The organism is Mycolicibacterium sp. P4_G11 (assembly GCF_056555145.1).
Window position 1 is genome coordinate 173,593 of record NZ_JBFUJW010000001.1, and the last position, 26,981, is coordinate 200,573.

General features: G+C 66.1%; 21 protein-coding genes. 8 read left to right on the forward strand and 13 right to left on the reverse strand.

All coding sequences use genetic code 11. From position 1 onward, the window contains the following. Positions 1 to 15: 15 nt before the first annotated feature. The 8 genes from AC1U2B_RS00870 to AC1U2B_RS00905 form a co-directional block, all read right to left on the reverse strand. Complete coding sequence (locus tag AC1U2B_RS00870; protein ID WP_480215326.1) at positions 16 to 786, reverse strand: hypothetical protein; 771 nt, start codon at positions 784 to 786, stop codon at positions 16 to 18. After that, the gene (locus AC1U2B_RS00875; RefSeq protein WP_480215327.1) at positions 786 to 1,061 is read right to left on the reverse strand and encodes a hypothetical protein; all 276 of its coding nucleotides are present in this window, start codon (positions 1,059 to 1,061) and stop codon (positions 786 to 788) included. The genes AC1U2B_RS00870 and AC1U2B_RS00875 overlap by 1 nt, the downstream gene beginning before the upstream one ends. Beyond that, positions 1,058 to 3,343: a MotB domain-containing protein gene (locus AC1U2B_RS00880; protein ID WP_480215328.1), complete on the reverse strand. Its 2,286-nt coding sequence runs from the start codon at positions 3,341 to 3,343 to the stop codon at positions 1,058 to 1,060. The genes AC1U2B_RS00875 and AC1U2B_RS00880 overlap by 4 nt, the downstream gene beginning before the upstream one ends. Positions 3,344 to 3,356: 13 nt before the next feature. After that, positions 3,357 to 4,400, reverse strand: a complete 1,044-nt coding sequence (locus tag AC1U2B_RS00885; protein WP_480215329.1) for a hypothetical protein — start codon at positions 4,398 to 4,400, stop codon at positions 3,357 to 3,359. A 32-nt stretch (positions 4,401 to 4,432) separates the two neighbouring features. Beyond that, on the reverse strand, positions 4,433 to 6,445 hold the full coding sequence (locus tag AC1U2B_RS00890; RefSeq protein WP_480215330.1) for a hypothetical protein: 2,013 nt from the start codon (positions 6,443 to 6,445) through the stop codon (positions 4,433 to 4,435). A 48-nt stretch (positions 6,446 to 6,493) separates the two neighbouring features. Continuing rightward, complete coding sequence (locus tag AC1U2B_RS00895; RefSeq protein ID WP_480215331.1) at positions 6,494 to 7,801, reverse strand: S8 family peptidase; 1,308 nt, start codon at positions 7,799 to 7,801, stop codon at positions 6,494 to 6,496. Between the two features lie 47 nt (positions 7,802 to 7,848). After that, positions 7,849 to 8,583, reverse strand: coding sequence for a helix-turn-helix transcriptional regulator (locus AC1U2B_RS00900; protein ID WP_480215332.1), 735 nt, complete (start codon positions 8,581 to 8,583; stop codon positions 7,849 to 7,851). Between the two features lie 442 nt (positions 8,584 to 9,025). After that, on the reverse strand, positions 9,026 to 9,904 hold the full coding sequence (locus AC1U2B_RS00905) for a PAC2 family protein (RefSeq protein WP_480215333.1): 879 nt from the start codon (positions 9,902 to 9,904) through the stop codon (positions 9,026 to 9,028). Positions 9,905 to 10,149: 245 nt separating this feature from the next. On the opposite strand from AC1U2B_RS00905, the gene metH reads away from it, so the two are divergent. The 4 genes from metH (at position 10,150) to AC1U2B_RS00925 (ending at position 17,393) form a co-directional block, all read left to right on the forward strand. Then, positions 10,150 to 13,905 (forward strand): methionine synthase, encoded by a 3,756-nt coding sequence (gene metH, locus AC1U2B_RS00910; RefSeq protein WP_480215334.1) that lies wholly within the window; start codon positions 10,150 to 10,152, stop codon positions 13,903 to 13,905. A 44-nt stretch (positions 13,906 to 13,949) separates the two neighbouring features. After that, a complete protein-coding gene (locus tag AC1U2B_RS00915; protein ID WP_480215335.1) occupies positions 13,950 to 14,603 on the forward strand; it encodes an HAD family hydrolase in 654 nt (217 codons plus the stop codon). Between the two features lie 78 nt (positions 14,604 to 14,681). Continuing rightward, positions 14,682 to 16,136, forward strand: coding sequence for a sugar porter family MFS transporter (locus AC1U2B_RS00920; protein WP_480215336.1), 1,455 nt, complete (start codon positions 14,682 to 14,684; stop codon positions 16,134 to 16,136). 192 nt (positions 16,137 to 16,328) lie between these two features. Continuing rightward, entirely contained in the window at positions 16,329 to 17,393 is a 1,065-nt protein-coding gene (locus AC1U2B_RS00925) for a hypothetical protein (protein WP_480215337.1), read from the forward strand. Positions 17,394 to 17,512: 119 nt separating this feature from the next. Here the strand turns inward: AC1U2B_RS00925 and AC1U2B_RS00930 are convergent, their stop codons facing one another. Next, positions 17,513 to 18,922: an HNH endonuclease signature motif containing protein gene (locus AC1U2B_RS00930; RefSeq protein ID WP_480215338.1), complete on the reverse strand. Its 1,410-nt coding sequence runs from the start codon at positions 18,920 to 18,922 to the stop codon at positions 17,513 to 17,515. A 161-nt stretch (positions 18,923 to 19,083) separates the two neighbouring features. Here AC1U2B_RS00930 and AC1U2B_RS00935 point away from each other — a divergent pair, with 161 nt between their 5' ends. From AC1U2B_RS00935 to AC1U2B_RS00950, 4 genes are all read left to right on the forward strand, one after another. After that, the gene (locus AC1U2B_RS00935; protein WP_043401046.1) at positions 19,084 to 19,365 is read left to right on the forward strand and encodes a phosphoribosyl-ATP diphosphatase; all 282 of its coding nucleotides are present in this window, start codon (positions 19,084 to 19,086) and stop codon (positions 19,363 to 19,365) included. Between the two features lie 26 nt (positions 19,366 to 19,391). Further along, positions 19,392 to 20,237, forward strand: coding sequence for an ATP phosphoribosyltransferase (hisG, locus tag AC1U2B_RS00940; RefSeq protein ID WP_043401054.1), 846 nt, complete (start codon positions 19,392 to 19,394; stop codon positions 20,235 to 20,237). A 61-nt stretch (positions 20,238 to 20,298) separates the two neighbouring features. After that, positions 20,299 to 20,799, forward strand: coding sequence for a DUF4126 family protein (locus AC1U2B_RS00945; protein WP_480215339.1), 501 nt, complete (start codon positions 20,299 to 20,301; stop codon positions 20,797 to 20,799). Continuing rightward, positions 20,789 to 22,162: an FAD-containing oxidoreductase gene (locus AC1U2B_RS00950; RefSeq protein WP_480215340.1), complete on the forward strand. Its 1,374-nt coding sequence runs from the start codon at positions 20,789 to 20,791 to the stop codon at positions 22,160 to 22,162. Before AC1U2B_RS00945 ends, AC1U2B_RS00950 begins: the two co-directional genes overlap by 11 nt. On the opposite strand, the gene AC1U2B_RS00955 is transcribed toward AC1U2B_RS00950, so the two are convergent. The 4 genes from AC1U2B_RS00955 to AC1U2B_RS00970 all read right to left on the reverse strand — a co-directional run bounded on the left by AC1U2B_RS00955 (position 22,146) and on the right by AC1U2B_RS00970 (position 26,962). Further along, positions 22,146 to 22,781 carry a flavodoxin family protein gene (locus tag AC1U2B_RS00955; RefSeq protein WP_480215341.1) on the reverse strand — a complete coding sequence of 212 codons (636 nt, stop codon included), beginning with the start codon at positions 22,779 to 22,781 and terminating at the stop codon, positions 22,146 to 22,148. The two genes, AC1U2B_RS00950 and AC1U2B_RS00955, sit on opposite strands and share 17 nt — an antisense overlap. A 9-nt stretch (positions 22,782 to 22,790) precedes the next feature. After that, on the reverse strand, positions 22,791 to 23,318 hold the full coding sequence (locus AC1U2B_RS00960) for an SRPBCC family protein (protein ID WP_480215342.1): 528 nt from the start codon (positions 23,316 to 23,318) through the stop codon (positions 22,791 to 22,793). Next, positions 23,305 to 23,631, reverse strand: a complete 327-nt coding sequence (locus tag AC1U2B_RS00965; RefSeq protein WP_480215343.1) for an ArsR/SmtB family transcription factor — start codon at positions 23,629 to 23,631, stop codon at positions 23,305 to 23,307. Before AC1U2B_RS00965 ends, AC1U2B_RS00960 begins: the two co-directional genes overlap by 14 nt. Before the next feature lie 82 nt (positions 23,632 to 23,713). Further along, positions 23,714 to 26,962, reverse strand: a complete 3,249-nt coding sequence (locus AC1U2B_RS00970) for an arabinosyltransferase domain-containing protein (RefSeq protein WP_480215344.1) — start codon at positions 26,960 to 26,962, stop codon at positions 23,714 to 23,716. Positions 26,963 to 26,981 lie beyond the last annotated feature (19 nt).

Sequence of the window (26,981 nt, forward strand, 5' to 3'; positions counted from 1 at the left end):
GGCTTTCCATGAATCTCACACCCTCACGTTCACCTTGACGACCGCGTAGGGATCCAAGGTCAGTACAACCTCGTTGTCCTCGCGGAGGGAGATCTGCGGCCCGAGTCGGATGGTCAGATGGCCTGGGCCACTGGACAACACCTCGGCCAGTCGGTCGTTGAGCACCGCAACGGGCGGGAAGGTCGGATCCAAGCCGAGGTTGCGGCCCTCGATGAGCAGACACGGCTCGCCGTCGGTCTGCGACAGGCTGACACCCTCGATCGCGGGCGCAGCCTTGGCCCTGCGTGACTGATTGATCTTGCGCGCCAGGCTGCTGTAGTCGATGTCGGTGCCGGTCGCCGACTTGAGGTCCACGTTTCGTGCCTCGAGATCTTTCAAATCATCCACGGAGTTCACTCCGATCTTGCGCAGCTTGGATCGGGTGGCGTCATCCACGTCGAGCTCGGTGAGTTTCTGATCCGGTTCGCCCGCACGGTGTTTGGTGGTGGCGCGCACCTGTTGGTCGGTGATCGAGCCGAGCTGGATCGTCAGTTTGGAGGCACCATCTTCGCCCGGTTGAGCGGTGGTGAAACGCACCGTGTCACCGTCGTAGGTCGGGAAGGCGTTCACGTCGAGCGCAACCTCCTTCACCGAGTAGCTGAGCGGTTTGTTGATTGCCTTGACCGCGAGCGTTTCTCGGGTTTTATCGAGCTCCACGACAAGCGAGTCCACGAAGTCCTCCAACCGCCAAGCGGAGTTGGCGGGGCCGCGCGGGCCGACCTCGTCGGGCCGAGTGTGGACTGCCATCAGCCGGTTTCCTGCTCGTCGCGTACCGCGACCAACCGAATCGTGTGGAACACCGGTAGCGTGCTGGTCTCTACATGGTAGATCGGCGGCGTTCCGCCAAGCCGGACAAAGCCTTCGGCGTCCACGGCGATGTCCAGTTCGACCGGAGTCTCGACATCGAGGCCGGTGACCCGTGAGCGCACGCCGGCCTCGGGATCGTAGAGGTCGGGCAGTGCCGGCAACAGCCCCGGCAGCAACTCGGACAACGGAAGAAACGATTCGTCCATCGGGCTCACCCCGTCGCCTTCGAAATGGGCTGAGCGGGTTCGAGCCCGACCAATGACTGCAGCACCACGTCGTATCCGTCGAAGCGGTACTGCGCACCATCGACCGCAGCCGGGTCCGCCGGGTCGCTGCCGTCGCGTAGCGAGGCGAGCCCGAGGACGCGGACGCTTTCGATAACCGGAAAATGAACGGTGCGGTCCTGCGTGCTGATGAGCTGGCCGTAGGGGTCGGCTTCGGTCCCGGTCGCGAGTGTGAAGGCGCGGAGTTTCAGGACAGGCACCACCCACAGCGCGCCGCGGGTGCCGCGCTTGCCCGACATCCGCACCTGGGTGATGGTGTCGCCGCCCTGTCCGGCCAACCAATTTCGCGCCGTGAACGCAGCAAGGTCCGCGTCCGCGAGCGGTTGCTCGCCGGCCCATAGCGGCAACAGCTTGTTGAGCTCGGTGACGCTGACTTCGAGGCCACTCTTGATGCGCCCCTTGGTCTGTGCCCGCAAGCCCTGATCCGTCGGTTCCTGTTGAACGCGGGCCTGCATGAGCCCGTTGCCCTGTGTGGCGCCGACTGTCACCACCGAGTAGCGCAGTGCCGCATCCAGCCCCCACAGCGGGAGGGCTTCGGTGCCCGCGCCGTGAGTCGGGGAGTCCCACACCTTGTTCCAGAACGAGCGGAACCGGTTCATATCAGTGAGCTCGACGAGGTTGCCGATGACGTCGCCGCGCTCACGGACCTGAACGCGGGAGGCCAGTGTCAGTCTGTGCACGCAGGTGGCTTGATAGGCGCCTTTGGCGCCCTTCCAGCGGAGAGACGCCAGTACATCGAGGTCGGTGTCGGCGGGCAGCGCTTTGCTTTCGTCGGGGGTGAGTGCGATCTTGACCTCGGTGCCGGGCGCGACGTTCGTCAATTTCTCCGTGTGCCAACACAAGTCACTGGCACCGCCGGGCTCACGTGCACACAGGGTCAGGATCGCGCGCGGGATCGCGGTCACGGGTCCGCCGTTACCGACGTCGAGCCGATAGCGCAACGTGATCGCCTGGTCATGCACGAACGCCACGCGAGAATTACCCAACAGCGTCACCGCGGGGCCTGTGACCGGACTCAGCACCGCCCGGCTGGCGATCGGAGCCACCGTCGGATCGGTAGTGCTGGCGGGACGGGCGATGGCGGTTGTGGGCGTGCCTGCCGGTGCGGGAGCGGTCGCCAGTTGCTGGAGCAGCGCCCCGATCGCAGCGAGATCGGATGACGTGACGCCGGGATTCACCGGCTGATTCTGTGCGGAGATGAGCTGCTGCATCAGCATGCTGCGGTTCACCTCGGACAGCAGGTCGGTGACATGCTTGTCGGTCGCCGCCTGGCGATCGAGCTTCTGCTTGTTGGCCGCGTTGAGCAGTTGCGGGAGGGCCTGCACCAACGGGCCGACGACGCCGGAGAGGGCGGGACCCGCAACGGCGGCCAGCAGGGCGTCATCGACACCGAAGATCATCGGCCGGGTGTACGCGTCGGGGAAGAAGCGGTTCGTGGCTCGCATCTGCGTCGACGCCGGTCGAGAAACGGCCGCCGTCGCGGCGGGAGGCTGTGCGGCTGCGGCGGGGGGTTGTGCGGGTGCGGCCGGGGGTTGCGCGAGCGCACCGAGAACTGCCCGCAGCACATCAGAGAGGAGCGCCGGGATCGCAAGGCCCGCAACGTCGTTGCCGCCGGCGGTACCGGCCGTCGGGCCGCCCGGCTGCGCGGCACGGTTGAGGACATCGAGCACGATCGGAGTAGCGGCCTTGGCGACGGCACCGATCAGGTCGGCAACGCTGGCCGGCCGGCTGAAACGCTCCTCGGCGCTGCACACGGGCACGGCCCGCGGGCGCCGCAGGGCCGCGGTGCGCACGGATGTCGGCTCCTGTCCAGTCAGCGTCGGCGCGGACATCGTCAGCACCCGCCCCCGGGAGCCGCCCCGAGCGCCGATGAGCGATGGGGCGCCGACGGGGACGGCCACCCGCACCGGCCGGGAGTACGCCGGCCCACGGCCGTCGGGTCCGTGGCACGTCTCGAGTTGCGCGAGCGTGCCGCGTTCGGTGACGACGTTCGCAGGCAGCCGAATCGTGGTGTGGGTGTCCAGGTGCTTGCCGGCGCGCGGGTTGAGCTGGAGCTGCGACGACCAGTAAGGCCCGTCGACGAGGTCGATTCCTTCGTCACGTCGAACCTCCTTGCCGAGATGGATTCGGTAGTAGCTGCTCGTTCCCGTATCGGCGCTGAACGCGAGACCGGTTTCGTCGCTGTCGTCCAAGCGCAGGATGGCGAGCGCCATGGCAGTTCATGGGCTAACGGCCGGCGGGCAGCGCGCCGGCGCCCGGAGCGCCTGGGGTGCCAGGCGGTTTGATGGCCGCGACGCCGCCGTCGGCGTACATGTTCGCGAAGTTGTCGAGCTTGAAGTAGTCGGTCTTGAATTGAATATTGACCTTGCCCGTCAGCTTGGCGGAGAGGGTGTCGGTCGCCTCCTTCTGCGAGGTGTTGACCTGAATGTTGGTGTTGGTCATCGACATTGAGCCGCTGGGACCGCCGAACAAGCCGAAAAGCGGCGGGTCGTAGTCCATCGTCAGCGTGGTGGTGTTGATGTTCTGGTCCTGGTGCATCGCGGTGCTCTTGCGGTTGGCTGTGATCATGAACTCCACCCCCGCTTCGACAGTGCCCTTGTCGACCACCAGCCGGGTCACACCCATCAGCAAGACCTCGCGCAGCGCAGCGCGGTGCTCCTTGGCCATGTTGAGTTTGGTCTCCAGGATCGCCTTCTTGACCTCGGTGTCCTCGGGGTCCAGCTTGTCGCCTTGAGGGTTGGTGAGCGCGAGCTTCATGCCGCCGCCCGGCTGCTGCTCCGTTGTCACGTTGTACTGATCGCTCTTGCTCTCAGCGAGTTTGGCGAAGGTGTCGTCGTCGTTGATCTTCTTGATGAAGTCGGCAGTGGACTTCGTGCACTCCTTCATCAGCTTGATGTAGGCGTCGGTTTGCTCTTTCATCACCTTCAAGTTGGCGTTGAAAACAGCCTTGAGCAAGTCGGCCACAAACTGCGGGAAGTCGACGGAATCGACCAGTTCGTTGAACGCCTGGGTGGACCCTTGGAAGCCGGGGTCGTAGCCCTTGAATCCCATCTCCTTACCCGAATCGGTGGCCGTGGGCACCGAGTACTGCGGCGGCCGCCCCTGCTGGCGGAGCAGACTGTCGGCTTCTCGCCGCACGGTGTCGAAGTAGACCTGCTGCTGGTCTTCCCACGCGAGATTCGCGAACGCCGGGCTGCTCGCCAGCCAGCTCTGCGCGATGCTGCGGGCCTGCCCGAGGATCTCGCCGTCGGGGGATACGATGTCGGTCATTTGCGCCTCCATGCCTCCGTCGCCGATTTGCCCTAGAAGTCCCACTCGTCGCCGGACCCACCGGACGCATGCGTCGGTACGGGTGCACCGTTCGTACCTGCGTTGGAATTGCCGTTCGATGATCCGGGCCACGGCGCGCTGACGCCTGGGATGCTGGGCATGCCAGGAAGTTTCGACACATCGGGCATACCCGGCAGGTGGCCGTTACCGTGGCCGCCGCCGTTGCCCGCGTCGCCGTATTCGTCGTCATACGAAGCGCCGTCACCGGTTTCGGCTGTGCCGGTGCGGCTTTCGGCTTCTTCCTGCAGGATCGACTGCGTGGTGATGAACGCATCGACGTTGCTGATGAACGCCGAGAAGGGCCCGTCCTCCTCGAAGCGGGAGGGGGTGTACTCGGCGATCGCGCGGAGCAACGAGTAGCCGAGCCGGGCCTTGTTGTGCAACACCGAAGCTCGGCCCCTGCGGCCCTGGCCGGCCTGAAGTTTCTCGACGACCTTCCACCACGAACCACCCGATGGCACCAGATGCTTGCGCACCTCCTCGTGCCCGAGAATGCGGTTGACCACGAAGTCGAGTTCGGCATACATCAGCGGGGTCATCACCGTCGCCATGCCGACGCACGTGACGGACAGGTTGTACTGCAAGTCCTCCACCGCCTGCATGACGTTCTGCCGGGACACATAGTTGTCCGGATTCGGGCTCGATTGCGCGCGCTCCAGGTAGCGCGCCGATTCGAGCATCAGGATCTTCCAGAGCCGGCCGAATTCGGCGTTCGGAACCCCTTCTCCCGGAACAGGTTCCGTGCCGTGATTGAAGACCTGGCGGTAGAACGAGCGCCGTTCGCCGTCGCGGGTGCAGCGCATGGTCCGGTCCTGTCCGGTCTCGCGATCGAGTCCGGGGAATTGCTCTGAGAACACGTAGTTTTCGAGGTCGCGCCGTAGCCGCGGGTCCTCGACCGCGAAACCCTCGCGGAACAGGTAGCGATGTGTGAAGTAACGAACTGCGTCGAACACGCCGAGTTCCTCGCCCAGCACCATGACGTAGTAGAGCTGGGCAGCGCATTTCACGGCCGCGGTGGACACCTGCAACGAAGCGCTGTCCTCGACGAAGAAGCTGACCGAGAACGGGTCGTCGGTCGTTGTTCCGCTGGAGGTCGTGCTCGTCGTCGCGGCCTTGGCCAGATACATCGGCAGGATGAACGGCGCGTTCTGCTTGGTGACCTCGACGGTGGATTCCTTGATGTACTGCACCAGTCGCGGCCGGATCTCTGCGGGTATGTCGGTGATCTTGAGCTTGGTGCCCTCCTCGATCAGTTCGTCGTACTTCGAGCTTTCGATGAAGGACGTGGCTATCCCGATCGACGCGGTGCCGAGCGATTCCTCCGACAGGCTCAGCTTCGAGAGCGCGGCGACGACCTCGCTGTTGTCTTCGTCGATCCCTCGGACCCGCAGGCGCTTGTCCTGGATGTGGTCACGCGCCGCGCTGACTACGGCATACCGGACGACCTGTTGCACCCCAACCGGATTGGTGAAGACAAAGTTGAGCAGGGCGGACTGCGAAGTGATGCCGAGTATCAACGCTGCCTGCAGCACGAGCAGGTCCCGCACACTGGTGCGGTCCAGAACCGTTCGTGTGTTGATGTCCAGGCCGGTGCGCCGGGCGTCGAGGCTCTCGTCGAAGCGGTATCGCATCCGCGCCAGTGCGGGGTCTTCGTCGATCACCTCGTGCATCGTCTGTTCGGCCGGGTCCTGATGTTGGTCACGGAGCCGGTCGGCGAGACTGCCGTCCGCCCATTTGCCGACGCCGGGCGACGCGCGTCGCGCCGTCAGCGGTGCCCTGAGCAACTCGACGAGCATGTCCCTGGCCCTGTCGCCCTTGGGAATGATCCGCTTCCTGAGCAAGGCGTCGAGCTCGTCGAGCCGCTCTTCCCCGAAGGAATCCACGGCCGCGGTGAAGCCGGTCATCGTGGCGTTGGCCCGCCGGAGTCTGAACCCCTGGGGTGCGATGACGCTCGGCTCGAATTCGGAACCGTTCGGTGTCGTCATGGGAATCTCCTGCGTGCCGTGTCGCTTTGGGCCTGCGGCCCCGGGGCTTCAATTCAGTGATGCCATCAGCCATTTGAAGGCGTCGGTCATGTTGATCACGCCGTAGCCTGCGTGCGGTGTCCGAAGTTGGCGATCGGGCCGGTCGGACGTTTCGCGGAGGATCCGGGCCACGTCCTCGACGCCGAGCCCGACCCCGTTGTCCCGGGCGAAGGATTTCAGCAGCGCTACAGCGCCGGCCACGCATGGGGCAGCCTGCGAGGTGCCCGAAGCCACGGCGTAGCGCCCTTTTGCGAAGCTGGACAAGATGTTCACGCCCGGTGCGACGACCGTTATGCGAGCGCCGTACGACGTGAACGATGCAACCTGGCGATCACTGCCGACGGCCCCGACCGCGATCACCCCGGGCAGCGCGCCAGGGTAGTACTTGGTGTCGGTGCCGTCGTTTCCACTCGCGGCGATGACGCTCACGCCGTGTGCGAGCGCGTAGCGGATGACGTCCTCGTGCGGCAGGCCGCCACCGGTGTGACGGATCCCCAGGCTCATGTTGATCACATCGGCGCGTTGGTCGACGGCCCACTTGATGGCGGGGTTGATGTTGTCGACGACTCCCGCACCCTGTTTGCGTCCGCCGGTTTCCAGGGTTGCCAGGACGCGGACCGCCATCAGCCCGCAGTCGGGTGCGATGCCCGGTTCCATGCGGATGCCCTCGGCGGCGATGATTCCGGCGACATGGGTGCCGTGGCCGAGTTCGTCTTCGGGGTCGTCGTCCGCGCCGACGAAGTCGCCCACGAATGACGACGTGTCAAGACCCTGGAGATCCACGAAATCGGCTTTGGCGACAATCTTTCCGCGCAGTTCGGGGTGCTCGAGATTGATCCCCGTGTCGAGCACGGCGACGCGAACGTCACGACGTCCCCGGGTGAGTGCGCGCGCGAAGTCCAGCCCGATCATGCTGCGGCCGTCGTCTGCCAGGCTCTGGCCCGTCGCGACGCGCGGCGGTTGCTGGTCGGGTATCACGGCACCGCCGACCTCGAGCTGGTGGGCACTTTCGACAGATGGCAGCGACGCCACCGCCAGCACCACGTCGTCCGGCAGTCGCGTCTCGGTCTGTTGCAACACCAGGCGGTAGGTGCGATCCAGGCCGTGGTGTATCTCGAGTGCGGCCCAACCGTCGAGTGCGGGGGCGTATTCGTGGGTTACCCAGAACGCGAGCCCTCGTGTGGTCAGGGCCGCGTCGACTTCGGTGTTGACCGACGTCACCACGCTCGACTTGTCCGTGATGAACGAAATCCAGTCAGCAATGCGGGGCGGCTCAGGAATGGGCCGTCGCATCTTCACCACCAGGTGGTGCTTCACGGACCGAGTGTGCGCCGGCCCCGTGGGCCTGCCTATGCGTAGAAGTACTACCTCGCCGGAACCGGGCTGGCGGGCGCTGCCGGCGTCAGCAAGCCGAGCGACTGCGCTCGTTTCACGGCGAGCAGCCTGTCATGCGCGTCGAGCTTGCGGTAGACACTGCCGAGGTGTTTGTGGACGGTCCGCTCGGAGACCTGCAGCCGCGTTGCAATGGACCGTGCGAGCAGGCCGCAGCTGAGCATCTCGAGTACTTCGCGTTCCCGGGCGGTGAGTACCACCGCATAGTCCTCGGCCAGGCCGGCTGTCGTCGTGAGTCGCGGAAACAGCCGGTCGACCAGCGTTTCGATGAGCAGCAACGTCGACCGAGACGCCGTGAGCAGGTCGCAGTCGACGCTGTCGAACTGCTGCGTGCGCCGCAAGACCATGAGGCTCGGCGAGGACGGCGTGATGCGCAGCGGCAACTCGGCCAGGTGTCCGACGCCCAACTCGTCGTAGACGCGCCGCCTGGTTGCGCTGACCGTCCACCAGTCCTTTCCGTCGGGCAGCGGCTGCTCCTGCTGACGCTCGAGGGCGGGGCAAGCCGATGAGTCACGCTGCCAAATACACCAGTTGGCGACAGCGTCGTCGCGTTGAAAGCAGATGTGCCCCGCGGCGTTTGCCTCAGCCAGATCGGCACCGTACCGGCACAAGACCATTCGACCGGCCAGCCACGGCGACGAGCCGTCCTCGAGGTCGAGCAGTTCTTGTACGCAATCGAGTGCGCGCGCCGGCCGCAGATCAATCACGCGTGACCGCTGGGTTGCCATACCGAATTCGAGATCGGGATGACTGCGGCTCAGGCCGGCCGCGAGCCGAGTGCCGAAATTGGGCGGGAGCCAATGGCATTCGCGTTGTTATTGACGTCCATGACTGCATCCGTATCCGTCGCCGCCATAGCTGCCCTCCTCGGCAGAATCGAGTTGTCCCCGTCTACCTTGTACTCCTCGGCCAGTGCAATTTCCCGGAGAATTCATTAGTCGCAATGCTCATGGCACAGACTGTCCATTCCATTGCTCAATCAATTACAATCGCGACGCGATTTTGCTGAAAGCCTGATTCAGGGCAGTCCGAATCGCTGTCGAGTGGCACACGACGTACTTTTCACGCGCAATACGCGGTGGTTAGCCGCGCGAATATCATTGCGGGTGAGCATCGGCGGTAGGCAAACTCCAAGCGCCGCCCGGCGGCCTACCGTCCGCGGCGCTTCAGGTATCGCTCGAACTCCGCGGCCAGGGCGTCGCCGTCGATCTTGCCGAGTGCCTCGTTCATGTCGACCTCGGCGTCGCCGCGTTCCTCGAGGGACTGCACGTATTCGGCGATCTCCTCGTCGTCGGCCGTCATCTCGGTGACCGACAGCTCCCACTCCTCGGCCTGCGCCGGCAGGTCGCCGAGGGGCACCTCGACGTCGAGGGCGTCTTCGACACGACGCAGCAGCGCGACGGTGGCCTTGGGGCACGGGGGCGCTGACACGTAGTGCGGCACCGCCGCCCAGAACGTGACGGCCGGGATGCCGGCCTGCACGCAGGCGTCCTGGAAAACCCCGGCGATGCCGGTCGGCCCCTCGTAGCGGGTCTCCTCGAGCCCGAAGAACTTGGCCGAATCTGCTGAGTACGCCGCGCCGGACACCGGCACCGGGCGGGTGTGCGGGGTGTCGGCGAGCAGTGCACCCAAGATGACGACGGTGTGCACGTTGAGCTTGTCCAGGATCGCCAGCAGCTCGGCGCAGAAGGTGCGCCACCGCATGTTCGGTTCGACGCCGTGCATCAGCACCACGTCTCGATCCGAACCCGGCGGGCGGCAGTGCGAGATGCTCATCGACGGCCACACCAGCTCGCGCGTGACGCCGTCCACCTGGCGGATCACGGGACGATTCACCTGGTAGTCGTAGTAGCTCTCATCGTCGATCTCGACGATGGTCCGGGCCTCCCACATGGCATCCAGGTGCTCGAGGGCGTCACTGGCGGCGTCCCCCGCGTCATTCCACCCCTCGAATGCAGCGACGACGACGGCATCGTGCAGTTCGGGCAGGTCAAGTCCCTGGAGGAGGGGCCGGTCGGCGGGGCTCACAACGCCAGCGTAAGCCCTTATCGGCGCCTGTGAGCGCTACCCCGGGGCGGGTCGGGCCGGCAAACCGGTTTGGCAGCCCGGCCTACCATGTTGATGTGACTGCACTGGACAAACAACTGTCCAACGTGGGCGTCCGAACGTCTGTCAGCTGACGACGTAGACTCTTTGGCGTCGAGAGGCGTTGCAACGGAATCCGGTCGGCCCGGTATCCGCCACGCTCGGCAGAGTTAAGGACGCCTTCCGCAATGGAAGGAACGCATGTGACTGCCGCCCCGGTGAAGACTTTCGTGCCGAACATCCGCCCCGACTGCACCGACGAACTCACGGCTGCGCTGGGGCAGCGGATCATGGTCATCGACGGCGCCATGGGCACGGCGATCCAGCGGGACAGGCCCGACGAGGCCGGCTACCGCGGCGAGCGGTTCAAGGACTGGCCGAGTGACCTCATCGGCAACAACGACCTGCTCACCTTGACGCAGCCGCAGATCATCGAAGGCATCCACCGCGAGTACCTCGAAGCGGGCGCGGACATCCTGGAGACCAACACGTTCAACGCGAACGCGGTCTCGCTCGCCGACTACGGCATGGAGGCGTTCGCCTACGAGCTGAACTACGCGGGCGCCGCCCTGGCTCGCGAGGCCGCCGACGAATTCAGCACCCCGGAGAAGCCGCGCTACGTCGCCGGCGCGCTTGGCCCGACGACGCGCACCGCGTCGATCTCGCCCGACGTCAACGATCCGGGTGCGCGCAACGTCTCGTACGACCAGCTGGTCGCCGCCTACCTGGAGGCCGCCAACGGCCTGGTCGACGGCGGCTCCGACATTCTCATCATCGAGACGATCTTCGACTCGCTGAACGCCAAGGCCGCGGTGTTCGCCGTCGAGACGCTCTTCGAGCAGCGCGGTCGCCGCTGGCCGTTGATCATCTCGGGCACCATCACCGACGCGTCCGGACGAACGTTGTCCGGTCAGGTCACCGAGGCGTTCTGGAATGCGATCCGGCACGCCAGGCCCCTCGCCGTCGGCCTCAACTGCGCCCTGGGTGCGCCCGAGATGAGGCCGTACATCGCCGAGGTGGCGCGGATCGCGGACACGTTCGTCTCCTGCTACCCGAATGCGGGTCTGCCCAACGCCTTTGGTGAGTACGACGAGTCGCCGGAGCGGCAGGCCGGCTACATCGAGGAGTTCGCCGAGGCCGGCCTGGTCAACCTGGTGGGCGGTTGCTGCGGCACGGCGCCGCCGCACATCGCCGAGATCGCCAGGGTCGTCGAGGGCAAGGCGCCTCGCGAGCTGCCCGAGATCCCCGTGGCTACCCGGTTGTCGGGCCTGGAGCCGCTCAACATCACCGAAGACTCGCTGTTCGTGAACATCGGTGAGCGCACCAACATCACCGGCTCCGCGCGGTTCCGCAACCTCATCAAGGCCGAGGATTACGACACCGCCCTGTCGGTCGCCCTGCAGCAGGTCGAGGTCGGTGCACAAGTCATCGACATCAACATGGACGAGGGCATGATCGACGGCATCGCCGCGATGGACCGGTTCACCAAGCTGATCGCGGCCGAACCGGACATCAGCCGCGTTCCCGTGATGATCGACTCCTCCAAGTGGGAGGTCATCGAGGCGGGCCTGAAGAACGTGCAGGGCAAGCCGATCGTCAACTCGATCTCCATGAAGGAGGGCGAGGAGAAGTTCATCCGCGAGGCCCGGCTGTGCCGCAAGTACGGTGCCGCCGTCGTCGTGATGGCCTTCGACGAGCAGGGGCAGGCCGACAATCTGGAGCGCCGCAAGGAGATCTGCGGACGTGCCTACCGGATCCTGACCGAAGAGGTCGGCTTCCCGGCCGAGGACATCATCTTCGACCCGAACTGCTTCGCGCTGGCGACCGGTATCGAGGAGCACGCGACGTACGGGATCGACTTCATCGAGGCCTGCGCCTGGATCAAGGAGAACCTGCCGGGCGTGCACATCTCCGGCGGCATCTCGAACGTGTCGTTCTCGTTCCGCGGCAACAACCCCGTCCGCGAGGCCATTCACGCGGTGTTCCTGTTCCACGCCATCAAGGCCGGCCTGGACATGGGCATCGTCAACGCCGGTGCGCTGGTGCCGTATGACTCGATCGACCCCGAGCTGCGGGACCGCATCGAGGACGTGGTCCTGAACCGTCGTGAGGACGCCGCCGAGCGGCTGCTGGAGATCGCCGAACGGTTCAACAAGTCGGAGAAGAGCGAGGACCCCAAGGCGGCCGAGTGGCGCAGCCTTCCGGTCCGCGAGCGGATCACGCACGCGCTGGTCAAGGGCATCGACGCGGACGTCGACGCCGACACCGAGGAACTGCGCGCCGAAATCTCCGCCGCGGGAGGCCGCCCGATCGAGGTGATCGAGGGCCCGCTGATGGACGGCATGAACGTCGTCGGCGACCTCTTCGGCGCGGGCAAGATGTTCCTGCCGCAGGTCGTGAAGTCGGCCCGCGTGATGAAGAAGGCCGTCGCCTACCTGCTGCCGTACATCGAGGCGGAGAAGCAGCCGGGTGACGCCGAGACGACCAACGGCACCATCGTGATGGCGACCGTGAAGGGCGACGTCCACGACATCGGCAAGAACATCGTCGGGGTTGTCCTGCAGTGCAACAACTACACCGTGGTCGACCTCGGTGTGATGGTGCCTGCCCAGAAGATCCTGGACGCCGCCAAGGAGCACAAGGCCGACATCATCGGGCTGTCCGGCCTGATCACCCCGTCCCTCGACGAGATGGTCAACTTCGCCGTCGAGATGGAACGCGAAGGCCTGGAGATCCCGCTGCTGATCGGTGGCGCCACGACCTCGCGTGCCCATACGGCCGTGAAGATTTCGCCGCGCCGCAGCGGCCCGGTGGTCTGGGTCAAGGACGCGTCCCGCTCGGTGCCGGTGGCGGCCGCGCTGCTCGACGACAAGCAGCGTCCCGCTCTGATGGAAGCCACCGAAAAGGACTACGCGGCCCTGCGCGAACGCCACGCCCAGAAGCACGAGCGGCCGATGCTGACGCTGGAGAAGGCCCGCGCCAACCGGACGCCGATCGAATGGGACGGCTACACGCCGCCGGTGCCCGCCCAGGGCGTCGGCGTTCGGGAGTTTCTCGACTACGACCTGGCCGAACTGCGCGAGTACATCGACTGGCAGCCGTTCTTCAACGCCTGGGAGATGAAGGGCAAGTTCCCCGACATCCTCAACAACCCGGCGTCGGGCGAGGCCGCGCGCAAGTTGTACGACGATGCCCAGGAGATGCTCGACACCCTGATCAAGGAGAAGTGGCTGCGCGCCAACGGCGTGATCGGTTTCTTCCCGGCGAACGCGGTCGGCGACGACATCCAGGTCTACACCGACGAATCGCGGTCCGAGGTGCTCACCACGCTGCACAACCTGCGTCAGCAGGGCGAGCACCGCGCCGGCATCCCGAACAAGTCGTTGGGTGACTTCATCGCGCCCAAGGACACAGGTCTGGCCGACTACGTCGGCGCCTTCGCGGTCACCGCCGGGCTCGGCAGCCAGGACAAGATCATGGAGTTCAAGGCCGCCATCGACGACTACAGCGCCATCCTGCTGGAGTCCATCGCCGACCGATTGGCCGAGGCATTCGCCGAACGGATGCACCAGCGGGTCCGCGAGGAGTTCTGGGGATACCAGCCCGACGAGCAGCTGGACAACGAGGCGCTTATCGGGGAGAAGTACGTCGGCATCCGCCCGGCGCCCGGCTATCCGGCCTGCCCCGAGCACACCGAGAAGGCGACGCTCTGGGAGCTGATGGACGTCCAGGAACGAGCTGGCATCGAGCTGACCGAGTCGATGGCGATGTGGCCCGGCGCGGCCGTCAGCGGCTGGTACTTCTCGCACCCGCAGTCGCAGTACTTCGTGGTCGGCCGGCTGGCGCAGGACCAGGTCGCCGACTACGCACGACGTAAAGGTTGGACGCTGAAAGAAGCCGAGCGCTGGCTGGCACCCAACCTCGGATATAACCCGGAGGACTGATACCCATCTCCCGCCCCAGCTTCGCCCGCCCCACGCTCAAAGCTGTGCTCTTCGACATGGATGGCACGCTCGTCGACTCCGAAAAGCTGTGGGACGTCGCGATGCACGCCTTCTACGCCCAAAAGGGCGGGGTGCTGACCGACGCGGTGCGGGAGACGACGGTCGGTGGCTCGGCGGAGAACGTCATGCGCATCGTGTACGACGATCTTGGTCTGGACCCGACCCCGGAATCCATGGCCGAGTCCGCGGACTGGCTGCATGACTACACCGGTGAGCTGTTCGAGCAGGGGCTGCCGTGGCGGCCCGGTGCGCAGGAGTTGTTGGAAACGTTGGCCGCCAGCGAGATTCCGCTGGCGCTCGTGACCAACACCCGGCGCACGCTGACCGAGCAGGCGCTGAAAACCATTGGTAGTCACTACTTTACGGTCACCGTCTGCGGTGACGAGGTGCCCGACGGTAAGCCGCATCCGGCTCCGTACCAGCGCGCCGCCGAACTGCTCGGGGTCGCGCCGCAGGACTGCCTGGCGATCGAGGATTCGGTGACCGGTGCGCAGTCGGCGGATGCCGCGGGCTGCGTCGTGCTGGTGGTGCCCAATGACGTCGCAGTGCCCGACGGGCCACGCCGCCGGCACATCGAAACGCTGGCCGGGCTCGGCGTCGCGGACCTTCGTGACATCTACACCGAAATGTGTTCGTAGCCGCTAGTTCTGGTCCGGTAGTGGGGTCTGCTGTGCGATCGTTGACGCACACCACGCAGCGCTGCGAAAGGACGTCCGATGTCCCATGGCCCGATCGGTGACGACACATCGGCGATCTTCGATGACGAGGAGTTCGACTCCGGCCGCAGTGCCGTGCGCATCGCGTCGGTAGCGGCGCTCGGCGGTTTGCTCTTCGGCTACGACAGTGCCGTCATCAACGGTGCGGTGAAGTCGATTCAGCAGTACTTCGACATCGGCGACCAGGCCTTGGGCATTGCGGTCGCCTCGGCGCTGCTCGGTGCGGCGGTGGGCGCCATGACGGCCGGGCGGCTGGCGGACCGCGTCGGTCGACTCACCGTGATGAAGCTGGCCGCGCTGCTGTTCTTTGTCAGCGCGATCGGGGCCGGCGTGGCGACGAGCATCGAGGTACTGGTCGCGTTCCGCATTGTCGGTGGCCTTGGCGTGGGCATCGCGTCGGTGATCGCGCCGGCCTACATCGCCGAAACATCGCCGACGAGCATCCGTGGTCGGCTCGGGTCCCTGCAGCAACTGGCCATCGTCAGCGGCATCTTCCTGTCGCTGGCGGTCGACGCGCTGCTGGCGCACTTGGCCGGTGGCGCGAGCAGCGTGCTGTGGCTGGGTCTGGAGGCCTGGCGCTGGATGTTCATCCTGATGGCCATCCCCGCAGTGGTGTACGGCCTACTGGCCTTCACGATTCCCGAATCGCCGCGTTATCTCGTTGCCACGCATCGGATTCCGGAAGCCCGCAAGGTGCTCACCATGTTGCTGGGGGAGAAGAATCTGGAGATCACCATCGATCGCATCCAGCGGACGCTCGAGTCCGAGTCGAAGCCCACCTGGCGTGACATGTGCAAGCCCGGCGGCGGACCCTTGAGTCTTTACGGCATCGTCTGGGTCGGTCTGGCGCTGTCGGTGTTCCAGCAGTTCGTGGGCATCAACGTGATCTTCTACTACTCGAACGTGCTGTGGGAGGCCGTAGGTTTCGACGAGAGCTCGTCGTTCGTCATCACCGTCATCACGTCGGTGGTGAACATCTTGACGACGGTCGTCGCGATCATGCTGATCGACAAGGTCGGTCGCAAACCACTGCTGCTCGTCGGCTCGGCCGGGATGACGGTGACGCTGGCCACCATGGCGGTCATCTTCGGCACCGCCCCGCAGGTGAACGGTGTTCCGCAGTTGGGTGGCGTCGAAGGGCCCGTCGCCTTGATCGCCGCCAACCTGTTCGTGGTGGCATTCGGTATGTCCTGGGGGCCGGTGGTGTGGGTGCTGCTGGGGGAGATGTTCCCCAACCGCATCCGTGCCGCGGCGCTGGGTCTGGCCGCGGCCGGCCAGTGGGTCGCCAACTGGGCGATCACTGTCAGCTTCCCCGAACTGCGCAGCACGCTGGGCGTCGCATACGGCTTCTACGCGCTGTGCGCTTTGCTGTCGCTGGTCTTCGTCGCCAAGTGGGTTCGTGAAACCAAAGGCGTTGCGCTGGAAGATATGCACGCCGAGTTGCTGGCAAAGTGACGCCGCCGGCTGTCTTGTACGACTGAAATGACTGACTGAGCCGGGTCCCAAATCCAGCGAATATCCGTCAGATGGCTGATGCCGTCGGTATTGACGTTGTAGATAATTATCGGCGGTGAGCGTTGGTGCTGCCGTGGTTCTGACGCTCCTTCACGGAAGGGGTGCGCAATGGTCAACGGCGGCTCTCGTTGTGTGGCTCGTCTGAACGTTCTTATCGCGGTCGCCACGGCCGTGATCGTGGTGGTCGGCTTTGTGGGTGCGGCCCCTCCGGGGCGTGATCCCGCGGTCGCCATCAGTGCTGCCCGGGTAGCGGCTGTGAATACGTCGATGTCGGCGCAATGGGCCCCGCTGGACCAATTCGTGGCCACCCACGCCGACTTGATGGCGGCCGCAGCGCACGTGGTGGTAGGTGGCGGCTCGAATCTCGGCGCCGCAGCCGCGATGACGCCGAAGGTCGGATCCGGCACGGCTCCAACGTCTTTGGCAGCCACGTCAACATCGCTACCCACGCCGCAGCCTGCTGGGGCCGTCGCAGTTATCGAGCAGGCGATTGTGTCCGCGCTGTCGACGGCGTTCCTGACGTTGGCCCAGCCGTTGGTCAGTACGCCCGAATTGGCAGCGGTCTTCGGGCCCTTCGTGTTCTTGGGCATCATCTTGTATGGATTGGTCGTGGGCGTGCCGCTCACAATTTTCAACTCCATCGCTGCCCCGATACTCAACTTGCTGCCGTTCGCAGCGGTGCCGGCGCCCGTCTCGGCGAAAACCGTTGCCCCTACTGCGGCAGTGCCAGACCCCACGGCGGCCCCGCCAGATCCCACCGCAGCCGGCAAAGGACAGCCGCGGGCCACCGGCGCCGACGTGGACGCCGATGTCGTGAAGGCGCCCTCAGTTGCGCCCCGTGGCTTCATGCAGAGGCGCCTGAAGCCGGCACTCGTGGTGCCGACCGCTGCTACCACCGATTTCGCCGCCGCCGAGGCCGACAACGGCAAACCGCAGGGACGTCCGGCGCCCGATCAGCTGAACACCCCCGGCGTCCGCGGCAATAGTGGCGGCGCGAAAGCGGGTGCTGGGAAGAGTGACGCCGGCAAGTCCGACACCGCAACATCTGACACTGGAAAGTCATTGTCGCGCAACAAGAAGTCGGGCTCCAGCGGCAAGTCAGGCGGTGGCCGATCCGGTGATGCGGGTCGGCCTGGTGCTGCGGGCCAGTCCGGTGATTCGGGCCAGTCCGGCAACGGCAACAAGGGCGGCTCCTAGCCATTGACGGGGCCGCTGCCGGGCCACTGGATCGCCACGGCGGATCGGCTCAGTCGACGGGAACGGCCTCACCTGCACGGGCAGCCGCCACCCTGGCGCGACCAGCTCATCGCGCCGTATCAGTTTGCGGGACTGTTACTTTCACCGCCTTCGTCGTCTCCGCTCTCGGTGGGATAGAGCTGGGGTTGGTAGATGGTGTTGGTTCTTGGTTGGCCGACGTCGAGCAGTGGTGGTGGGGTCCAGTGTGCGCGGCCGTTTCGCATTTCTGTGGTCCAGCCGCCGTCGGTGGCCAGGCGGTTGTCGGGGCCGCAGGCCAGCGTGAGGTCGGTGATGTCGGTGCGTCCGCCGTGACGCCAGTCGGTGACGGCGTGGTGGGCTTGGCAGTCGGCGGCGGGTCGGGTGCAGTCGGGGCGGGTGCAGCCTTTGTCGCGGGCGAACAGGGCCAGGCGTTGGCCGGTGGTGGCGGTGCGCCGTGCCCGACCCAGATACAGCGGAACATCGGCATGGTTGTCGAAGACCGTGAGGTAGCAGGACGCCCCGGCCTGGGCGGCCAGAGTCACCAGATCCGTGACCGGCAGGTCCGATCCGGTGTGCGTCTGTGCGACCCCGGCGCGCTGCTCGAGTTGTTCGAGGGTGCAGGTTGCCACAATGGTGACTGGGAAGCCGTTGTGCTCACCCAGATCAGCGGAGAGCAGCAGTCGGCCCATCGTGACCCAGGCATCGTGCTGGCGCTGGGCCAGGGTGCGGTGGTCGTTGTCGATCTGCTCTTGGGTCGGGGTTCCCGAGGTGCAGGGGTGTTCGTCGGCGGGGTTGCACATGCCGGGAGCGGCGTACTTGACCATCAACGCTTCGTAGAGGGCCCGCGCCTGCGGGGTGAGCCGACCCCGGATCTCGCTGCTGCCATCGGGACACTGTTTACCCATCACGATGCCCCGCTCGCGGTCGGGTTCCGGGTCGCGGTCATCGGGTTCGGGGCCGTCCTGATCGAGTTCGTAGAGCTTGCGTTTGACCACCGACCGCAACCCTTCGGGAGTGAGGTTGCGGGCGGCGGCCACCAGCGCCAGTTCAGATTCATCGAGGGCGGCCAGTGCCGCCCAGGTGGGCAGTTTGGCGAAGAACGATTCGATGACATCGACATGATCAGCATTGATCGCTCCCGCAGCGACCGCAGCCGCGACATGCGGGCGCAGCGGCGCCAGCACCTCCCCGGTCAGGGACCGGCGGGGGCCCAGGAGTTCGGCGTGCCGGACCCGGCGGCGAGCCTCCTCGGCACCGAGCCGATTCCGGACACGCAGCACGTCAGGCCAGTTTTTCGCCCCGATCTCCGTGGCGGTGGTTTGGGCCTGCAACGCGGCCACCACGGCATGATCAACGGCTTCGGCGGCACACCGCATCTGCTCACGGTGGGACTGCACCGCCAACAACTCCGGCACCGACAAGGCCATGTAGTCCACCGCGGCGGCACCAGCCTGGGCCGTGTCGAGGTCCGCGTAGACCTCCTCCACGGCGGCGGCGCTGGCAATGTCCATACTCGAACACTAGTTCGAATCACTGACAAGAAACCGCGGGAAATGTGACGCTAGTTACCTACTGTGACCAGCGAAAACAAAGTGACCAAAGTTTTTTCGAGACTGGGTGTGCTGCCGCCGCGGCGCCCCGGGCAGCCACGTGCACAGCCCACGTCCGCAGCGTGAAACAATTGCAGCCCGTGAAGACCTTCGATGCGCTATTCGCCGAGCTCAGTGAGCGAGCGCAGACCCGGCCGGCCGGCAGCGGCACCGTCGCAGCGTTGGACGCCGGGGTGCATCACCTGGGCAAGAAGATCATCGAAGAGGCCGGCGAAGTGTGGATCGCCGCCGAATACGAGAGCGACGACGAGCTGGCCGGCGAGATCAGCCAGCTCCTGTACTGGACGCAGGTGCTGATGATCAAGCGCGGCCTGACCCTCGACGACGTGTACGGCAAGCTGTGAACACCGCGACGAACGAGACCAACGGCATGCTCCGCGTCGCCGTCCCGAACAAGGGCGCGCTCAGCGAGTCGGCCGCCCACATCCTGTCCGAGGCCGGATACCGCCGCCGCACCGATCCCAAGGACCTGACGGTCGTCGACCCGGTGAACAAGGTCGAGTTCTTCTTCCTGCGGCCCAAGGACATTGCGATCTATGTGGGGTCCGGGCAGCTGGACTTCGGCATCACCGGCCGCGACCTGGCCGCTGAGTCGATGGCGCCTGTCCGTGAGCGGCTGGCGCTGGGCTTCGGCTCGTCGACGTTCCGGTACGCCGCGCCCGCGGGCCGGGACTGGTCGGTCGCCGACCTCGCCGGTAAGCGCGTCGCCAGTGCTTACCCGAACCTGGTGCGGAAAGACCTGGCCGACAAGGGGATTGAGGCCACTGTGATCCGCCTCGACGGCGCGGTGGAGATCTCGATCCAGCTCGGCGTGGCCGACGCGATCGCTGACGTCGTCGGCTCCGGTCGGACCTTGGCGCTGCACAATCTGGTGGCCTTCGGCGAATCGCTGTGCGATTCGGAGGGCGTGCTGATCGAGCGTGCCGACGCGGCGCCCGATCAGGCTCGCGACCAGCTCGCGGCTCGTATCCAGGGTGTGGTCTTCGGGCAGCAGTACCTGATGCTCGACTACGACTGCCCCCGCACCGTTTTGGAGCAGGCGACGGCAATCACGCCGGGTCTCGAATCGCCGACCATCGCGCCGTTGGCGGATGCCGACTGGGTGGCCGTGCGCGCCCTGGTGCCGCGCCGGGAGGTCAACGCGATCATGGACGAGCTGACGGCCATTGGTGCCAAGGCAATCCTCGCTTCCGATATTCGGTTCTGTCGCTTCTGACCCGTGCCGGTGTTAGCGTCCCCGTAGGTTCGACAACCTGCACTTCCGACTGGAGGGTCACGTGACGCAAGCGCTGGTTCTGTTGTTCGCCTTACTCATCGGTGTGGTTGCGGGCCTGCGGGCCCTCACTCCGCCCGCGGTGGTGGCCTGGGCTGCCAAGCTCGGCTGGTTGCCGTTGGCAGGTACCTGGGCCGAATGGGTCGGCCACCCGATCACCGTGACGGTGCTGACCATCCTGCTGGTGGTCGAGTTGATCACCGATCAGCTGCCCAAGACTCCGGCGCGGACAGTGCCGGCGCAGTTCGGGGCCCGGTTGCTCACCGGTGCGTTCGCCGGCGCGGTCATCGGCGCCGGATGGCACCACACGTTCATCGGCATGGGCGGCGGAATGATCGGCGCGGTGATCGGTACCTTGGCGGGCTTCCACGCTCGTCGAATCCTCGTGGCGCGCAACGGCGGAAAGGACCTGCCGGTGGCGCTCGCCGAGGACGTGCTCGCGGTCGGAGGCGGCTTCGCGGTAGCGGCCGTCGCTCTGAGCGCGATCGGTCCCTATGTCGTCTGAGGCCACCGCATTCGACGCCATCATCGTCGGCGCGGGACAGGCCGGACCGCCCCTGGCCGGCAGGCTGGTCGACGCCGGCCAGACCGTTGCCATCGTGGAGCGCAAGCTCGTCGGCGGCACCTGCGTGAACTACGGCTGTATCCCGACCAAGACGTTGGTCGCCAGTGCCTACGCCGCACACCTGGCCCGCCGCGGTGTCGAATACGGCATCGGCACCGGCGAAGTCACCGTCGATATGGCAAAAGTCAAGGGTCGCAAGGACGGCATCGTCGCTGCGGATCGCGATGGCGTCGAGAGCTGGCTCGAAGGCATGGACGGCTGCACGCTGCTGCGCGGACACGCCCGGTTCATCGACCCCCACACGCTCCAGGTCGGTGACCAACGGATCACGGGCAAGCAGATCTTCCTCAACACCGGTGGCCGCGCGACGGTCCCGGACATCCCCGGTCTGGCCGACGTCGACTACCTCACCAACGTCGGCATCCTCGAACTCGACACCGTGCCAGAGCATCTGGTGATCATCGGCGGCAGCTACATCGGCCTCGAGTTCGCGCAGATGTTCCGCCGGTTCGGCGCCGAGGTCACCGTCGTCGAACGCGGGCCACGGCTGGCTTCCCGCGAAGACGACGACGTCTGCGTCGCCATCAAGGACATCCTGGAGCGCGAGGGCATCACAATCCATTTGGGCGCCGACGAGATTCGCGTTGCCAAGGACGGTGACGGAGTGGCGGTCAGCACCGGCAGCGCCGTCGTATCGGGCTCACACCTCCTGGTTGCCGTCGGCCGAGTGCCCAACACCGACGATCTGGGGCTCGAAAAGGCCGGGGTGGCAACCGACTCCAGGGGATACATCACCGTCGACGACCAGCTGCGCACCACCGTCGACCACATCTGGGCCATGGGCGACTGCAACGGGAAGGGCGCGTTCACCCACACGTCGTACAACGACTTCGAGATCGTCGCGGCCAACCTGCTGGACAACGAGCCGCGCCGGGTCAGCGACCGCATCCCCACCTACGCGCTGTACATCGACCCGCCGCTGGGGCGGGCCGGCATGACCGAGGCCCAGGTTCTGGCATCTGGGCGAAAAGCATTGGTGGGTAAGCGTCCGATGACCCGCGTCGGCCGGGCCATCGAAAAAGGGGAGACCCAGGGCTTCATGAAGGTCGTGGTCGACGCCGAGTCCAACCAGATTCTCGGCGCGGCCATTCTCGGCGTCGGCGGCGACGAGGTGGTGCACTGCATCCTCGATCTGATGTCCGCCAAAGCCCCGTACACCACCATGACGCACACCGTGCACATCCACCCGACCGTTGCCGAGTTGGTGCCCACGATGCTCGAGGGGCTCAGGCCCCTGCAGTAACGGCTTCCATATCAGCCTGCGCGACAGTGCGTCCGGCGACCAGCTGCCGAGTGACCTCGGCGACCCGCCGGCCAAGGTGCTCGCAGGTCGCGACGTCAGAGGGATGTACCTCGTCGGGATTTGCGTCGACGTCGGTCGCTGCGGCGGCGCCCAGCCAGAAGCCCAGTCGGTTCAGTTCGTCCTCGCTCGCCGTGGAGTGATTCCAGCCAGGACTCAGACCCAGATTGACCCAGTGCATGTGATGCTGAGCGGCGAAAACCGCCAGTGAGACAAGCGCATTGAGCTTATCGCCGCTCTTGCTTCCAGAGTTGGTGAAGCCTGCCGCCACCTTGTCGCGCCAGGTGCCCTGTTGGCAGCGACGGCCCGTCTGCTCGGCGAACGTCTGAAACGCGGCCGACACGTTGCCCATGTAGGTGGCGGTGCCGAAGATGATCGCGTCGGCCGCGTCGAGCACCTGCCAATCGTGTTCGCTCACATCACCCAACCGGATCGGGGTGACGGCCGCGCCCGCGGACCGAGCTCCGGCGGCCACTGCCTCGGCGAGGAATGCGGTGTGGCCGAACCCGGACTGGTAGGCGACGACCACCGACGGGGCGTCGTGAAAGGTGTTGTCCGACATCAATTTCTCCTAGGCGGGCGGAACTGTGGGTGGGGCGTCGAGTGGGCTGTGGCCGGCGATCTCGGCGTATCGCTCCAGCCAGCTGGGTAGGGGAGTGCCGTCGAGCAGCGCCTGCAGACGGTCGAGGAAAGCCTGTGTGCCGGGCCGGAATCCGTTGGCGTTGGGCACTCCGAGGCCGCGATGCGTCATCCGGAGTAGCGTGCCGCTGCCGTCGGCGGTGAGTTCGTAACGGACCACGCCGGGTTCGACGATCTGCTGGTGCCATTCGTGCTCGAACACGTGCGGCGGATCCCAGACCAGGATGCGCCCGGTCATGCGCTTCAGGTCCGGTGGCACCGGTGGGCCGGAGGCGACCGTTTCGATCGAGCCGCCCTCGCGGCCGTCGATGACGGTCTTGCCCATCCAGATGTCGCGATGCGCGGGCTCGGTGATCGCGGCCCATACCCGTTCGACGGGGTGCCGCAGTCGACGCTCGAACGTCAGCGTTGCGCGGTCGCCGTCGATCGTGACGACTCCCTCGAGTTCATCGGTTGCCATGTTCCTCCTCGGATGTCGAATCAAGATGACGCTCAAGGGCGTCCAGATGGTTGGTCCAGTAGCGGCGGTAGCGGTCGATCCACTGGTCCATCTCGACCAGGCCGTCGGCGCGCAGCGCGTAGATGCGTCGTTGGGCATCGGGCCGGACCTCGACCAGCCCCACCTCGCGCAGCACCCGGAGGTGCCGGGAGACCGTGGGCTGAGTCAGGCCCGGGAGGGTGGCGACCAGTTCACCGGCCGTGCACTCGCCCTCGGCGAGTACGTCGAGCAGAGCACGCCGATTCGGTTCGGCGACCGCTTCGAAGACGTCCATGAAGCCAGTATGCCTAGACGTCTATATAGATGCAAGTAAATATAAATGGATCGTCGGGATTTCTTCCTGCGTCTCGCTGTGTCTACGGTCCGATGCGGATGGGGCCGGGGCTCCACAGTCCACTGCGGCTAGCGGTGCCGAGGTCGAGATGCGCTTCGGGTGCATCAGCGATGGGTGTGAATCGGCGCAGCGATCCCCAGTCCCGGCCCCAGTCGCGCGAGAGGTAAGTGGGCATCACGTGGGCGCGCAACAGCAGGTCTGTGATTCCCAGTGGGCCGCCGTTTTCGCCGGATTGCCAGGTGTCGGGCATTTCGATCTTGGCGGGGTAGTCCGGGGAGATGCGGTAGGTGGGGACTTGTGTGACGCCGTTGGCGTGCAGCATGGGCTGCTGGCAGGGGAACACCAAGCCGACGGCCCAGTCCAGCAAGATCGGCTGCGTCGAGCCCAAATACTCTTGGAGCGAACGTAATTCGGGCGCGCGGGGCGGGGTGACGGCCACCCAGTCGCCGACGTCCAGTGAGTCGTCTTCGGCAATCACTCGGACGTATTGGGCGTCGGAGGGAATCTGGGTTCGGGGGAAACGCAGGTTGCGCCAGGCTGGTTGTGGGCCGATGTCGTACGGCGTGAGTCGGCCTTGGGCGGTGGGTGTCCCGTCAGGGCCGGGGGTGCCGTATTCCAGCGCGACAGTTTGGGCTGCAGTGTGTCCGGACAGGACGCTGTTGCCGGTGATGGTGCCGGCGGCGGTGATGACCACCAGTGGGTGGGCGGCATCGGCGGTGGGGAGTCGATACCACGCGGAGGTGAGCCTGCTGACGCGTTGAGGACCGTCGGTGAAACTGCCGGCGATCGGCACTCGGGCGGGGTCCAGGCCGTAGGGTAAAACGACGTTGGAGCCGTTGGCTCCGGGTGCGTCGAGGGCTGTGGGAGCGTCCCAGTCGTAGTCGGTTCCTGATTTGGGGTGGTCCTGCCAAATCGACTCTGCCAGTGTGTGTTCGGGTACACCATTCGGATCGAAGCCGATCGGATCGGCTCCGCCCAACGGGCCCAAAGGCCCGTAGCGCCCGGCTTCAGGCGCGAGGAATCCGGCGTTGGCGTCTGGTTCGACGAGGACGTCGTCGGCCAGGCCGCAGCCGCCGGCGAGCTCGCGCAGGTTGGCCCAGCCATTGGAGTAGCTCGGGTATTCCTTGATCGCTCCGGTCAGCATCGACCCGACGCACACCAGCACCATGGCCCCGGCCGCAATCGGTACCGGTGCGCCGGTCAGCAGCTGGGTGACGCGGGATTCCCGGTGGGCGGGCGGGGCCAGGTGGAGCCACCCCGCGTAGCCGGCGGCCAGCAGGCACAGCGCGAACAGGACAGCGCTGACGGTGACCGGTCCCCAGTGGGGGCTGCTGTCGTTGAACGGCACGCCGTAGCTGGAGACGTACCAAAACCCGTTGGTGGAGGCGAAACACAGAGCCAGGACGAAGAGCACGACCGACAGGAACGCCATCCGGTTGCGTGGGGAACGCAGCACCGTCGGGCCGAGCAGGACGGTGGCCACCGCTGCCATCGCGGCACCGACGGCGGCGAACAGGCCGAAGTGGTGAATCCATTTCGTCGGGGCGAACGTCAGCAGGAACAAGGTCGCGAAGATGACACCGATCAGCCGCCACACGGGGCCGGTGGCAACTCCGGGAATTCGTTTGCGGCGCAACAACAACAGCATCGAGGGAAAGACGCACGCCATGGTCATCAAGATTCCGAAGCGGCGCGACAGGGCGGCGTCGGTGGTCGGCAAGATCAGATAGAAATACCGGAGGTTCTCGGTGTACCAGGGCTGGGCGGGTCCGATGGCGGTCCGCACCGCGGTGGCCTCGCCCACCGCAGCCAGGGTCTGGTCCGCGAAAACGACTGTCAGCACGACGAATCCGGCTGTGGCCAGCGGCAACAACACCGGCGCGAACCCGACCGTTCGTGCGCGGGCGACGATGATGCGCACGATGGGACGCCCGCCGGCCAGCAAGACAGCGGCCGCGATGATCCCGGTGGGCTGGATGCCCAAGGTGAAAGCGGCCACGACGATCGCCAGTCCGACCGGCGTGAGGCGGCGGGTGATGATCGCCCGTTCCACCAGAACGTAGGTGATCAGGGCGCCGGTGGCGATCTGTCCTTCGGGACGTAATCCGTTGTTGAAGGGCATCCACGCCGCGATGAACACCAAGGCCGCGGCCCACGCGGCCGCAGGGCTGGTGGCCACCGCGGGGCCGAGTCGGGGGATGACCTCTCGGGACAGCAGCAGCCAGCACACCAGCGCACAGATCAAGTCCGGCAGCCGTAGCCACAGGCTGGCGTGACTGATGTGCGTCATTGCGGCGATCAGGTCGTAGTACCAGCCGAACGGGTCCTCGGGGCTGCCGAACCAGCGGAAGTAATTGGCCATGTACCCGGCGTGACTGGCCGTGTTGGACATGCCGAATTGGTAGCCGTCGTCGGAGGATCCCGCGCCGGCGACGTACCAGAACACGGACACCGCGATCACCGTGGCGTCCACGACGGTGAAGGAACGCCACCGGGTGGGTATGAGACGCCGGGCGCGACGTCCGTCGAGGCGATCGAGGCGCCACAACGCCAGTAGCGCAACGATTGTGCCCGTAACGCCGGCCGCCATCGCCGCCGCCTTCAACGGCGAGGGAGAGCTGGTGAATCGGGTGTCGATCGTTGCCGAGAAGGTGAGCCCGGGTGGGGCGGGGTCGGTCAGGTCGGTGAACACTCCAACGATCTGGGGCCGCAGGTTCGGATCCGCGAAGCCGCTGCGTAATTGAGTGCCCGTGTCGGGGTCGGTCAGGCCGCTGATCGAGGCGAAGGTGCCTGCCGTCGACGACGAGAGCTGTAGTTGCTGACATTGCGGGGCGCTCAAGCGACTGCGCGGCACACTGAGAATGACGATGTTGCGCGCGACCACATCGACGCGCTGTGCGGTAGCGGTGACGAAGAGCCCATTGAGCATCGCCTGCTTACCGGCCGCGGGCGCCGTCCCCAGAACCAATCCGCCTGAGGCTGGCATATCGCGAATCAGACTGCACGGCACCGATGCTGTCAGCGACGTCGGCGTCAACGAGACCAGCGGCGCGGTGACGTTGCCCAGCTGCCCAGCTTGCGGCCAGTTCAGCGTCGCGGTGGTCTGGACAACCGGCAACACCGGGATCAGAACGCTCGCAACGACTCCCACCAGGCCGGCGAGGATCGCGACCCATCGGGTGGTACGCACCGGCCGACCGACACCGGCCGTTGACGTATCAGCCTGGGCGTCGTCGGTCGCTGAATCGGCGTCATCGCGAACCAAGCTCACCGAGCGCCCCCCGCCCTCG

Bases quoted from the DNA above. Each gene is read 5' to 3' on its own strand.
- hisG (WP_043401054.1), top strand. From the start codon at position 19,392: ATGCTCCGCGTCGCCGTCCCGAACAAGGGCGCGCTCAGCGAGTCGGCC.
- metH (WP_480215334.1), top strand. From the start codon at position 10,150: ATGGAAGGAACGCATGTGACTGCCGCCCCGGTGAAGACTTTCGTGCCG.
- AC1U2B_RS00920 (WP_480215336.1), top strand. From the start codon at position 14,682: ATGTCCCATGGCCCGATCGGTGACGACACATCGGCGATCTTCGATGAC.
- AC1U2B_RS00955 (WP_480215341.1), bottom strand. From the start codon at position 22,781: ATGTCGGACAACACCTTTCACGACGCCCCGTCGGTGGTCGTCGCCTAC.
- AC1U2B_RS00890 (WP_480215330.1), bottom strand. From the start codon at position 6,445: ATGACGACACCGAACGGTTCCGAATTCGAGCCGAGCGTCATCGCACCC.
- AC1U2B_RS00930 (WP_480215338.1), bottom strand. From the start codon at position 18,922: ATGGACATTGCCAGCGCCGCCGCCGTGGAGGAGGTCTACGCGGACCTC.
- AC1U2B_RS00965 (WP_480215343.1), bottom strand. From the start codon at position 23,631: ATGGACGTCTTCGAAGCGGTCGCCGAACCGAATCGGCGTGCTCTGCTC.
- AC1U2B_RS00885 (WP_480215329.1), bottom strand. From the start codon at position 4,400: ATGACCGACATCGTATCCCCCGACGGCGAGATCCTCGGGCAGGCCCGC.
- AC1U2B_RS00880 (WP_480215328.1), bottom strand. From the start codon at position 3,343: ATGGCGCTCGCCATCCTGCGCTTGGACGACAGCGACGAAACCGGTCTC.
- AC1U2B_RS00960 (WP_480215342.1), bottom strand. From the start codon at position 23,318: ATGGCAACCGATGAACTCGAGGGAGTCGTCACGATCGACGGCGACCGC.
- AC1U2B_RS00950 (WP_480215340.1), top strand. From the start codon at position 20,789: ATGTCGTCTGAGGCCACCGCATTCGACGCCATCATCGTCGGCGCGGGA.
- AC1U2B_RS00870 (WP_480215326.1), bottom strand. From the start codon at position 786: ATGGCAGTCCACACTCGGCCCGACGAGGTCGGCCCGCGCGGCCCCGCC.